This window comes from Micromonospora sp. NPDC047793, from assembly GCF_040642635.1.
Classification (GTDB): Bacteria; Actinomycetota; Actinomycetes; order Mycobacteriales; family Micromonosporaceae; genus Micromonospora.
The window spans coordinates 134,808-146,496 of the sequence record NZ_JBEYSG010000005.1 but is presented as its reverse complement, the minus strand read 5'-3'; the positions used below and the strand labels follow the sequence as shown (position 1 = coordinate 146,496).

Genomic DNA, 11,689 nt, shown 5'->3' with positions numbered 1-11,689 from the left:
ACCCGTACCGTCACCTGCCGGCCTTCTCGGCTTCCTTGATCGCCTCGGCCCAGGCCGCGCCGGACGCGAGCGTGCCGTTCTGCACCCGGTTGATCACGTTCTCCACCGCGACCCGGGTCGGCCCGTTCTTGCGGCCCAGGTACTGCGGGGTGAGGCCCTCGGCCATCCGGGGGAAGATCTGCCCGACCGGCGCGGCGTTGAAGAACTCGTTCGTGAACTCGGCGATCGCCGGATCGGCGTAGAGGGCGGGTTGCGAGGGCAGGTTGCCGACCGTCTTGAAGACCTCGATCTGCTGCTCCGGCTGGATCAGCCACTCCACGAACCTGTACGCCTCGTCGACGTTGCGCCCCTGCTTCGGCACGGTGAGGAAGGAGCCGCCCCAACTGCCGCCGCCACCCGGCACCGTGGCGATGTCCCACTGCCCCCTGGTGCCGGGTGCGGTGTTCTGGATGTGCCCGAGCATCCACGCGGGGCAGGGCAGCACCGCGAACGCGCCGCTGGTGAAGCCCTTGTCCCAGTCGGCCTGGAAGCTGGTCAGGTTGGCGGAGATCCCGACGTCGGCCGCCCTGACCGCGTAGTCGAAGGCGACCTTGGGGCCGCCTGCCATCTGCAACTGCTCGTCGGCGTCGAAGAAGCCGACCTGCTGCTGCCCGAGGATCGGATTGAACAGGTTGGTGGCGTTGTCGATGAACTTCTTCCCCGTCTCGGCGGTGTACCCCTGGCCGACCTCCAGGAACTTGTCCCAGGTGGGCCAGAGTGCGGAGACCTGGTCGCGCGCGGTGGGCAGGCCGGCGGCGGAGAAGAGGTCGGTGCGGTAGCACATGGCCAGGCCGCCGACGTCGGTGCCGAGGCCGATCTGGGTGGCGCCGTCGGCGGAGAGCGACTGCTTCCACTTCCACGGCAGGTAGGCGGTCTCGTACTTTCCGGCGCCCTTGTCGAGCAGGTTCACGAACTTGTCGGCCTGGCTGCGGAACTGGACGATGAACCCCTCGTCGACGGCGGCGATGTCGGGGGCACCGGAGCCGGCGATCAGCTTCTTCTGCAGGTCCTCGTGCTGGGCGTTGTACTCGCCCGAGTTGAGGGCGATCTTGACGTTGGTGTGCTCCGCCTCGTACTTCGTCTTGAGGTCCTGCAGGCCGAAGTCCCCCCAGAAGTTGATCGTCAGGGTGACCTCACCGCCGGAGCCGCCGGTGGTGCTGCGTCCGCTGCACGCGACGACGAGCGAACCGACCGTCAGACCCACGGCTGCGACCCGCAGCCACCGGGGTGTGGACCGTCTCATGACCCCTCCTCCACGCAGGCTGCGAACGCTCCATAGATCGAGGAGCGTCGACTGAACCGGATAAGTTAGGACCGTAAGGGCGCGCTCTCGCGGTGTCAACGGTGCGTTACAGACCGCGTCTTCCGGTAACCCGTCGGTCGGCTGAACCGAACAAGTGACGGCGTCCGATCAGCCGATCACGAAGGTGCCGGACCGCCACCGGGACGGCAGTGGGCGACCGGTAGCGTTGGTGCCCGACGCCCGCGCCCCCGCGCGCGGCGGGCAGACAGAGCGACCAGGAGGACGTACGCCGGTGAAGCGGCCCACCATCGCGGACGTCGCCCGACGGGCGGGGGTCTCCAAGGGCGCGGTGTCGTACGCGCTCAACGGGCAGCCGGGAGTCTCCGAGGCGACCCGGCAACGCATCCTCGCCATCGCCGCCGAGATCGGGTTCAGCCCGAGCAGCGCCGCGCGGGCCCTCTCCGGCGCGACCGCCCGGGCGATCGGGCTGATCCTGGCCCGACCGGCGCAGACGCTCGGCATCGAGCCGTTCTTCATGGAGCTGATCAGCGGTGTCGAGACCGAACTCTCCGCCCGCTCGTACGCGCTGACCCTCCAGGTGGTCGCCGACCAGGACGCCGAGATCGCGGTCTACCGGCGGTGGTGGGGCGAGCGGCGGGTGGACGGCGTACTCGTCTGCGACCTGCGCACCGACGACCGGCGGGTGCCGGTGCTGGAGGAGTTGCGCCTGCCCGCCGTGGTGATCGGCGGCCCCTCGGGCACCGGTGGACTGACCAGCGTCTGGTCCGACGACGCGGCAGCCCTCGTGGAGACCGTGGAGTACCTGTACGCGCTGGGCCACCGACGGATCGCCCGGGTCGGCGGCCTGCCCGAGCTGCTGCACACCGCCACCCGCACCCGGGCGTTCGGCGAGGTCTGCCAGCGGTTGGGACTGGCCGAGGCGGTGACGGTCTCCTCCGACTACACCGGCGAGGAGGGCGCCCGGGCCACCCGCCGGCTGCTCAGCTCCCGGGTCCGGCCGAGCGCGGTGATCTACGACAACGACGTGATGGCCATCGCCGGGCTCTCGGTGGCCCAGGAGATGGGGCTCGCCGTCCCGACCGAGCTGTCCATCGTGGCCTGGGACGACTCCCCGCTGTGCCGGCTGGTGCACCCGCCGCTGACCGCGCTCGGCCGGGACATCCCCGCGTACGGCGCGCACGCCGCCCGGCACCTGCTCCAGGCGATCGAGGGCGCTGCCGCGGTCGTGGTCGAGGACGAGACCGCGCACCTGACCCCGCGCGGCAGTACCGGCCCGCCCGCGTTCCGCCCATGAACCGGTTAAGCCACCGTCATCGTGGCGTGGACGGGAACTCCTCAAGGTACGCCTCGACCCGTTCCGCGGTCGCCGGCCGGGCGAGTTCGAAGCCCTGGCCGTAACGGCACCCGGCGCGCTGCGCCCCGTCGACCTGGTGGGCGGACTCCAACCCCTCGGCGACCACCTCCAGACCCAGCCGGTCGGCGACGGTGACCACCACGTCCAGCAGCGGACCGGCCGGATCGCCGCTCGGCACCACCGACTCCGGACCGACCTTGAGCAGGTCGATCGGGAGCCGCCGCAGCTGGGCCAGGGAGGCGTGCGCGGCCCGGAAGTCGTCCAGGGCGGTCCGGATGCCCATCGACCGCAGACCGGCCAGCCGGGCCACCACGGTGGACAGCTCGGCACCCACCCGGGGCTCGGCCACCTCCACCACGAGTTGGTCCGGCGCCACCCCGTACGCGTCGAGCACCGCCGCCGTACGGGGCACGAAGTCCGGCGAGGTCAGCTCCCGGGTGGTGACGTTGATCGACATCCAGAGCCGCCGACCGCCGCCGGACCAGTGCGCCACCTGCCGGCAGGCCCGGTCCAGCACCCAGACGCCCAGCTCGCCCACGATGTCGAGGTCCTCGGCCACCGGCAGCAACTCCGCCGGGAAGACCGTGCCGAGCACCGGGCTGCGCCAGCGCAGCAGCGCCTCGGTGCCGACCGGCGAGCGGTCGGCCAGGTCGACCACCGGCTGGAAGACCAGGTCCAGCTCACCCCGGGCGACCGCACCGGGCAGCTCCCGTTCCAGGTCCAGCCGGCGGACCAGTTGCTCCTCCAGGTAGGCGTCGTACCACTCGACCCGCTCCCGGCCGAGCTGGGCGGCCCGCCGCCGGGCCAGGTCCGCCTGCCGCAGCACGTCCTCGGGGCGTCCGGGGGCCAGTTCGGCCAGCCCGACGCTGGGACGTGAGCGCAGCACCGCGCCGGCCACCTCGTACGGACGGCGCAACTCGGTGATCAGGCGACTGCCCAACGCATAGGCCATCATCGGTCCGGACCCGGTGACCACCGCCAGCCCGCCGCCGGAGAGGTCGAACACCTCGTCGTCGGCGGTCACCATGGCGCGCGCCCGGCGCACCGCCCCGGCCGCCACGTCGTCGCGCAGTGCCACCCCGGGCAACTCGGTCAGGTGCAGGTCCACCACCAGCAGGGCACCCTGGTCCGGCCAGGCCGCCAGCGCCCGCAGCAGACCGGCCCGGCCGTCCGGCCCGCGGCTCTCGGCGGTCACCGGCTCCGGTCCGGGCGGTGCCGGTTCCGCCGACGCCGTGGCTTCCTGCGCGCCCCGGACCAGTTCCCGGGCGACCAGCGGAGGCACTGCGGCGAGCGCGAGCAGCACCGCCGTGTTGTCCAGCAGGAGCCCGGCCTGCACCTGGTGGACGACGGCGAGCACCACCGCCGCCGCCGGCACCACCACCACCGGCCAGGACCGGGCCGTCCGGACCTCCGGTTCGGGTCCCGACCGCGCCGCCTGCCGCATCCCGCCGGCGACCAGCAGCACCCCGGCGACCAGCGGGGCGACCGCCAGCAACGCCACCCGGCCGGCGGCCGACGGCAGCACCGCCAGCAGCACCAGCGCGAACAGGGTGGCCGACGCACCGGCCCGGCAACGGCTGCCACCGCTCGCACGCTGGGCCCCGGCCAGCACGAGCAGCGCGTCGACCGCCAGCACGCCCAGGGCCACCGCCGCGACCAGCCGCACCGACGGGGCCGTGCCGGCGTACGGCAGCAACAGCCAGGCGACGAGCACCAGCCAGACGCCGGGCGCGGCGGCGTCCAGCACCCGCAGCAGCCGTACCCGCCACGGTGGTCGCGGCGGTCGGGGCAGGCTCGACAGGCCGCCGACGAGCAGGGCGGCGGTGCCGAGGAGCCCGACCGTCGCGGCTGTCGGCCGTTGCCCCACGGAGGCCAGTGGCAGGACCGCGGCGGTGAGACCGGCGGCCATCACGGCGCCGTGCAGCAGCGCGGCGGCACGGCGGGGCCGGGCCGCGCGACGACGGGCCAACCGACCGCCGTCGACGGTGGCGGCCGGCACGTCGACGCCGGTGGCGAGCCGGGACAGGCGGACGCCCGCCAGCGTGGAGCCGGCCGCCCCGGCGAGCGCCACCACCGCCAGGGTCGGGACCGCACCGACCGCACCGACCGCGACCAACAGCACGACCAGCGCGAGTACGCAGGACTCCGGCAGAAACGGTGAGCGGGCGCCGGCACGGAACACGGCGGCTCGGAACACAGACGCGACGGGCACGACGGTCGCCTTCGTGAGGGGGCACTGGGGCGGTGCGGCGGTGCGGGGCGGCGACAGGTGAAGTCCACCGCCCAACATCGATTAACGATCCGGCTCGCCGGGAGTGACGGGCAGTCGACAGTGAGTCCGGTCACGTGTCCCCGCTCCGGGGCGGCCCGCTGCGGGCGGCATCCGGCCTGGTGCAATCATCGGGACATGGCTCGCTCCGACACCACCCGGTTCCGGCACAACCAGGCCATCCTGGTGGCGGCGATCGTCGCCACCATCGGCGCCCTGCCGCTGGCCGGTGCCCGCGCCTACCTGCTGCCGGTGTTGCTGGTGCCGCTGGCGGTGGCGGTCTGGGCGTGGCGGGCCGGCACCGACGCCGACCTCGCCGGGCTGCGCCTGCGGGCGCTGGCCGGGCAGCGTCGGATCCCCTGGGACCAGGTCGCCGAGTTCGGCGCCGATCCCCGGGGCCGGGCGATCGCCCGACTCGACGACGGTGAGCAGCTCGTGCTGCCCGCCGTACGCCGTGAGGACCTGCCCCGGCTGGTGGCGGCGGCCGGGCGGGGCGAACCCGAGACGGCTCAGTAGCCGTCGACCACCACGTTCTCCGGCCGCTCACCGGCGGCGAACCGGCGGATCTGCTCACCGACCAGCCGGTACGCCCGGGGCAGCAGCCCGCGTACCGAACCGGCCACGTGCGGGGTGATCAGCACGTTGGGCAGCTCCCAGAGCGGGTGGTCGGCGGGCAGCGGCTCCGGATCGGTGACGTCCAGCGCGGCGGAGATCCGGCCGGTGGACAGCTCGGCGAGCAGGGCCTCGGTGCGGGCCACCGGCCCCCGGGCGGCGTTCACCAGCAGCGCGCCGTCCGGCATCGCGGCCAGGAACTTCTCGTCGACCAGGCCCCGCGTCTGCGCGGTCAGCGGCACCAGCAGCACCACCACGTCGGCGTGCGGCAAGAGCTCGGGCAGCTCGTCGACGCCGTGCACCCCCTGCTCCGGCCGGGCCGTCCGGGCGACCAGCGTGAACTCCACCTCGAACGGCGCGAGCCGGTCCCGCACGGCGGTGCCGATCGACCCGGCCCCGACGATCAGGACCCGCTTGCCGGCCAGCTCGTCGGTGGGCGCCACCTCGTCGTACGCCCACCGGCGCTCGGCCTGGGCGCGGATCATCTCCGGGAAGGCCCGCAGTCGGGACAGGATCGCGGTGACCACCCACTCGGCGGTGGACGGGTCGTGCACACCCCGGGCGTCGCAGAGCATCACCCCGTCCGGCACCCGGCCGGCCCAGGCGTCCGCACCGGCGGAGAGCAACTGCACCACCGCCAGATCCGGCAGTTCGTGCGCGAACGGGACGATCTCCCGGGTCGCGAGGAAGGGCGGCACCCAGAACCGGACACCGTCGACCGACGAGGGGGGCCTCGCCGGGTCCTCCATCGTCTCGACGACGGTCTGCGGAGGCAGCTCGCCGAGCAGGGCGTGACCGGACTCGTGCGGGATCCATACCTTCACGCCAGCCGACGATAGACCCGTCGTGCGTACCGCCACCGGGGCGGGGGTCCGCCGACCTCCACGCCGACCCGGACAGCGGGCTAGGCTCGGGCGGGTGAGCGCTCCCCCGTACTCCCCGGCCCGTCGGGTCCGTGGGTTCCTCGCCGCCTCCTGCACGACGCTGCTGCTCGCGGCCACCGGGTGCAGCCTCGGCGAACCGGAACCGGATCCGGCCGGCGAGCCGCCGAACCTCCCGACGCCGTCGGCCAGCGCCCCGGGCGGCGGCCAGGAGGTGGTGGCCACCGTGCTGGCCCGGGGGCTGCGGGTGCCGTGGGGCATCGCCTTCCTGCCCGACGGCGGGGCACTGGTCACCGAACGCGACAGCGGCCGGATCGTCCAGGTCGGCCCGGAGTCGAGCCCGGACGGCCTGCGGATCACCGAGCGGCAGACCGTCGACGACGTGGTCGCCTCCGGCGAGGGTGGCCTGCTGGGCATCGCCGTGTCGCCGGAGTTCGCGCAGGACCGCACGGTCTTCGTCTACTACACCGCCGAACAGGACAACCGGATCGCCCGGATGCGGCTGGGCGAGAAACCCACCCCGATCCTCACCGGCATCCCCAAGGCGGGCGTCCACAACGGCGGCGGCCTGGCGTTCGGCCCGGACGGGCAGCTCTACGCCAGCACCGGCGACGCCGGGGACACCGACCAGTCGCAGGACGTCAAGAAGCTCGGCGGCAAGATCCTGCGGATCACCACCGAGGGCAAGCCCGCGCCGGGCAACCCCTTCCCGAACTCCCCGGTCTGGTCCGTCGGGCACCGCAACGTGCAGGGCATCGCCTGGTCCGGCGACCGGATGTACGCGGTGGAGTTCGGCCAGAACACCTGGGACGAGATCAACCAGGTGACCAAGGGCAAGAACTACGGCTGGCCCGAGGTCGAGGGGCGCGGCGGCGACAAGGAGTACGTGGACCCGATCGTGCAGTGGTCGACCGACGAGGCGTCCTGCTCCGGCCTGGCCGCCAGCGAGCGGCTGCTGGCCACCGCCTGCCTGCGCGGACAGCGGCTCTGGCTGGTCGAGCTGACCGACACCGGCACCGTGCTCGGGCAGCCGCAGGCGCTGCTCACCGAGGAGTACGGGCGGCTGCGGGCGGTCGCCGCCGCGCCGGACGGCTCGCTCTGGGTGGGCACCTCCAACCATGACGGACGCGGTCGACCCGCACCAGAGGATGACCGCTTGTTGCGGCTTGTTTTCGCAGGTGGCGGCGCCGGGCGAAGCTGAGGCATCCTCGACACGCAGCACCTCGGGTTTGCCAAGATCCTCAGGCGGGCAGGTCAGAATCTCAGCATGGACGATCACGAGAACGAGAAGCCGCACCGCGATCGGGACGGGGACGACCCGACCGGTCGTCCGCGTCGCTTCGTCTCGCTACGGCGCTCCGCCGCCGAATCGCCCCGCGCCGGGCAGCGCCATGGGCTGCGCCGGCTCGGGGCCGGGCTGGCGCTGCTGGTCGTCACGCTGACCGGGGTACTGCTCGGGGTACTCGCCGGAGGGCACGTCAGCACCGACATCGGCCCGTTCCAGGCCCGGCTCTCCGTCGCGCCGGCGGTCAACGGCAGCACCACCGTCGACATCCCGCCGCTGGGCGCGCTGCTGCTGGACAGCCACGACGGGCCGACCCGGCTGACCGTGGAGCTGGGTGCGCTGGACCAGGGCCGCACCGAAGCCCTGATCGACGACCCGGCGAGCATCAACCGGGCCACCCAGTCGGCCGTCGACGACGTCCAGGAGGGTGTGCTGCGGCTCGGTCTGCGTACCGTCGGCGCGACCGTGCTGGCCACGCTGGTGCTGGCGCTGCTGGCCTTCCGGGACACCCGGCGGGCGGCCTGGGCCGGCGCGCTGGCGCTGGTGATCAGCGCGGGCAGCCTGGGCACCGCCGCCGCCACCGTGCGGCCGCAGGCGATCGAGGAGCCCACGTACGAGGGGCTGCTGGTCAACGCCCCGGCGATCGTCGGTGACGTCCGCAAGATCGCTAACGACTACGGCCGGTACGCCGAACAGCTCCAGCGGCTCATCGGCAACGTCACCCAGCTCTACACCACCGTGTCGGCCCTGCCGGTGTACGAGCCGGAGCCCGGCACCACCCGGGTGCTGCACATCTCCGACATGCACCTCAACCCGGCCGCCTGGCAGCTCATCCGGACGGTGACCGAGCAGTTCGGCATCGACGTGGTGATCGACACCGGCGACATCACCGACTGGGGCAGCGAGCCGGAGGCCTCCTACGTCGGCTCGATCAGCCTGCTGGAGAAGCCGTTCGTCTACATCCGGGGCAACCACGACTCGCCGCGTACCGCTGCGGCGGTGGCCCGGCAGCCGAACGCGATCGTGCTGGACAACACCACCGCGACCGTCGCCGGGCTGACCATCGCCGGCATCGGCGACCCCCGCTTCACCCCGGACAAGAGCACCTCACCGGCGAGCGGCGGGCTGAACCAGCCCACCGCCGACGAGCTGATCGCCACCGGTGACAAGCTGGCCGCCACGGTCCGCAGTTCCCCCCGGCCGGTGAACATCGCACTGGTGCACGACCCGGCCTCGGCCGGTCCGCTCTCCGGCACCTGCCCGCTGGTGCTCGCCGGCCACACCCACGACCGGCGGGTCAACACGCTGCCCGAGGTGCCGGGCGAGCAGCCGACGACGCTGATGGTGCAGGGCTCCACCGGCGGTGCCGGGCTACGCGGCCTGGAAGGCGAGGAGCCGACCCCGCTGGCGATGACCGTCCTCTACTTCGACCAGGACAAGCAGCTCCAGGCGTACGACGACATCACCGTCGGCGGCACCGGACAGGCGCAGGTGAACCTGGAACGCACCGTGGTGCAGCCGCCGACTCCGCTGCTGACCCCGCCGCTCACCCCCACCCCGACACCGACCCGCTGACAGGAGCGACTTCTCCTACGTCCCCAGGCACGCAGAGGCGGCCCCGGCTCGGGGTTCTGGCTCGCCGCTTGCGGCTCGGTCTCGCGGCTCGCTGGTGTCGGTCTCGGCTGCTGTCGAGCTGAACCGCGCATGCTGTCGCGATCCTCGACCGGCCCGAGATACTCCTCGACAGCAGCGGCGAGGACGACCCGACCGGGGTGCTCGCGGAGGTCTCTGGCGGTCCGCTCGGTGCCGGTCGCGGTAGGTCGCTCACCGTCGTGAGCGACCTACCGACGACAGCCTGCGTGACCCGTCCATGCCGTCAGCTCGAAAGGGCCCGGACCCGATACCGCGACCTCCGCACGCACACCCCACCCCACCCCGGGGTGGGGCGACGGGGACAGGCACCGACCGGGGTTCCGGACTGACGGCACGAGGTCGATCCGGGCCGCTCGCTCCAGCAGCACCGGCCGAGGTCAGCGCAGGGCGAGAGCGGCCAGGGCGGCGTTGACGATGCTGCCCGGCAGCAGGTCGTGCAGCTCGTACAGCTCGGCGACGCTGCCGGACTGGCCGAACTCGTCCACGCCGAGCGGCACCGCCGCCGCACCCACCGCCGAGCCGAGCCACGCCATCGCGTGCGAGGCGGCGTCGTGCACGCTGACCACCGGCACCCGGTCGGCGAAGGCGGACCGCAGCGCGCCCGGCACGCTGGGCACGGTGGCGGTGCGTACGCCCTGCCGCAGGGTGCGCTGCCAGGCGCGGTAGAGGCGGTCCAGGCTGGTCACGTCGACCACGTGCGCGGCGACGCCCTCGTCGGCCAGTTCCGCGGCGGCGGCGAGCACCTCGGGCAGGACCGCACCCGAGGCGGCCAGTTGCACCGTCGGCGCGTCGGCCAGGTGCGGGTACGACTGGTGCGCGTCGACCAGCCGGTACGCCCCGGCCAGCACCTGCCGGCGCAGCACCGCGTCACCGAGCCGGGCCCGGGCCGCCTCGAACGGCGCCTGGTCCAGCGGGCGGGTGCTGAGCCGGAAGTAGTACGCGCCGTCCTCGGCCGGCGCGGCCGTCGGCACCGGCTGTGGCGCACCCGCGATGTGCCCGAGCGCGTCGCAGAGCAGCCAGTCCAGGCTGACCGCGTACGCGGGCTCGACGAAGGTCACGCCGGGCAGCTCCAGCCCCACGCTGGCGGGAGCGCACGCTCGCGGGGCGCGCGGGACAGCGCCTCCCGACGCTGCCCGGCCCGGATGCCGGCCGGGGACGCCGGGTCGAGGCGGTCCCACTCGGTGTCCCGGGTCAGGTCGTGCCCGGCCCGCAACGCGTCGACCTGCTCACCGGAGAGCAGCGCCGAGTGGTTGCGCGGATTGCCGGCGATCGGCAGACCCCACCCCTTGACCGTGTACGCGAACACCACGCTCGGACGGTCGGTCACCGCGTCGCACTGAGCGTACGCGTCGAGCAGCGCCGCCAGGTCGTGCCCGCCCAGGTCGGTGACGAGCGGGCCCAGGTCCTCGTCGGTGATGTCGGCGATGAACGCGGCGATGCCGTCGGGCGCCCCGTCCAGGAACTGCTCGCGCAGCGCCGACCCGGTCAGCCCGAACAACGACTGGTACTGCTCGTTCGGCATCTTGTCGATCCAGTCGCGCAGTGCCGCCCCGCCCGGCCGCTCGTACGCCTCGGCGAGCCGGCGACCGTACTTGACCTCGACCACGTGCCAGCCGGCCGCCTCGAACTGGCCGCGCCACTGGTCGATGCGGACGCCGGGGACGACCCGGTCCAGCGACTGCCGGTTGAAGTCGACCACCCACATGACACTGCCGAGTCCGGTGGTGGCCGGGTCGGCGACCGCCTCCCAGATGTTGCCCTCGTCCAGTTCCGCGTCACCGATGAGCGCCACGAACCGGGAGTGCGGGCGCGCGCCGAAGTGCGCGTCGACGTACCGCCGGGTCACCGCGGCGAACAGCGGCGCGGCGGCGCCGAGGCCCACCGAGCCGGTGGAGAAGTCCACGTCGTCCGGGTCCTTGGTCCGTGACGGGTACGACTGGAGTCCACCCCGGGCCCGCAGCGTGGTCAGGTACGACCGGTCCAGGTTGCCGAGCAGGTACTGGATGGCGTGGAACACCGGTGAGGCGTGCGGCTTCACCGCGACCCGGTCCTCGGCGTCGAGATGCGCGAACCACAACGCGGTCATCGCGGTGACCAGGGAGGCGCTGGACGCCTGGTGTCCGCCGACCTTCACCCCGTCCCCGGTGCTGCGGTCGTGGTTGGCCGCGTCCACGATCCGGGTGGCGAGCCAGAGCACCCGGCGCTGGATCTCGTCGAGGACGTCGATGTCGTGCTGGTTCACGGTGACTCCAGGGGTCCGGCACGTCGTCGTTGACGCCCGGTCGGGGACAGGGGTGGTGGTGCGGATGCAAGGAAGGGACCCTTCCTATAC

The 11,689-nt window shown here is 73.4% G+C and carries 7 protein-coding genes and 1 pseudogene; 4 read left to right on the top strand and 4 right to left on the bottom strand.

Going from position 1 to position 11,689, the window contains the following annotated elements; translation table 11 throughout:
• Nucleotides 1–10 precede the first annotated feature (10 nt).
• Complete coding sequence (locus tag ABZ738_RS13200; protein ID WP_176092923.1) at nt 11–1,282, bottom strand: extracellular solute-binding protein; 1,272 nt, start codon at nt 1,280–1,282, stop codon at nt 11–13.
• A 292-nt stretch (nt 1,283–1,574) separates the two neighbouring features.
• On the opposite strand from ABZ738_RS13200, the gene ABZ738_RS13195 reads away from it, so the two are divergent.
• Nucleotides 1,575–2,597 carry a LacI family DNA-binding transcriptional regulator gene (locus tag ABZ738_RS13195; RefSeq protein ID WP_131052018.1) on the top strand — a complete coding sequence of 341 codons (1,023 nt, stop codon included), beginning with the start codon at nt 1,575–1,577 and terminating at the stop codon, nt 2,595–2,597.
• 16 nt (nt 2,598–2,613) lie between these two features.
• On the opposite strand, the gene ABZ738_RS13190 is transcribed toward ABZ738_RS13195, so the two are convergent.
• Nucleotides 2,614–4,869 carry a GGDEF domain-containing phosphodiesterase gene (locus ABZ738_RS13190; RefSeq protein WP_357212971.1) on the bottom strand — a complete coding sequence of 752 codons (2,256 nt, stop codon included), beginning with the start codon at nt 4,867–4,869 and terminating at the stop codon, nt 2,614–2,616.
• 195 nt (nt 4,870–5,064) lie between these two features.
• On the opposite strand from ABZ738_RS13190, the gene ABZ738_RS13185 reads away from it, so the two are divergent.
• Nucleotides 5,065–5,442 carry a PH domain-containing protein gene (locus ABZ738_RS13185; protein ID WP_357212968.1) on the top strand — a complete coding sequence of 126 codons (378 nt, stop codon included), beginning with the start codon at nt 5,065–5,067 and terminating at the stop codon, nt 5,440–5,442.
• Here the strand turns inward: ABZ738_RS13185 and ABZ738_RS13180 are convergent.
• Nucleotides 5,436–6,362, bottom strand: a complete 927-nt coding sequence (locus tag ABZ738_RS13180; protein ID WP_176092919.1) for a 2-hydroxyacid dehydrogenase — start codon at nt 6,360–6,362, stop codon at nt 5,436–5,438. The genes ABZ738_RS13185 and ABZ738_RS13180 overlap by 7 nt on opposite strands.
• 94 nt (nt 6,363–6,456) lie before the next feature.
• On the opposite strand from ABZ738_RS13180, the gene ABZ738_RS13175 reads away from it, so the two are divergent.
• Both ABZ738_RS13175 and ABZ738_RS13170 read left to right on the top strand, forming a co-directional pair.
• Nucleotides 6,457–7,620 carry a PQQ-dependent sugar dehydrogenase gene (locus tag ABZ738_RS13175; protein ID WP_357212964.1) on the top strand — a complete coding sequence of 388 codons (1,164 nt, stop codon included), beginning with the start codon at nt 6,457–6,459 and terminating at the stop codon, nt 7,618–7,620.
• Between the two features lie 66 nt (nt 7,621–7,686).
• Nucleotides 7,687–9,279, top strand: a complete 1,593-nt coding sequence (locus ABZ738_RS13170; protein ID WP_357212961.1) for a metallophosphoesterase — start codon at nt 7,687–7,689, stop codon at nt 9,277–9,279.
• Between the two features lie 455 nt (nt 9,280–9,734).
• On the opposite strand, the pseudogene ABZ738_RS13165 reads toward ABZ738_RS13170, so the two are convergent.
• Nucleotides 9,735–11,599 (bottom strand): annotated as a pseudogene (locus ABZ738_RS13165) (1-deoxy-D-xylulose-5-phosphate synthase N-terminal domain-containing protein).
• Between the last annotated feature and the right edge of the window lie 90 nt (nt 11,600–11,689).

Excerpts from the sequence above, each read along its gene's own strand:
- ABZ738_RS13185 (WP_357212968.1), top strand. The coding sequence starts at position 5,065 with ATGGCTCGCTCCGACACCACCCGGTTCCGGCACAACCAGGCCATCCTG.
- ABZ738_RS13200 (WP_176092923.1), bottom strand. The coding sequence starts at position 1,282 with ATGAGACGGTCCACACCCCGGTGGCTGCGGGTCGCAGCCGTGGGTCTG.
- ABZ738_RS13170 (WP_357212961.1), top strand. The coding sequence starts at position 7,687 with ATGGACGATCACGAGAACGAGAAGCCGCACCGCGATCGGGACGGGGAC.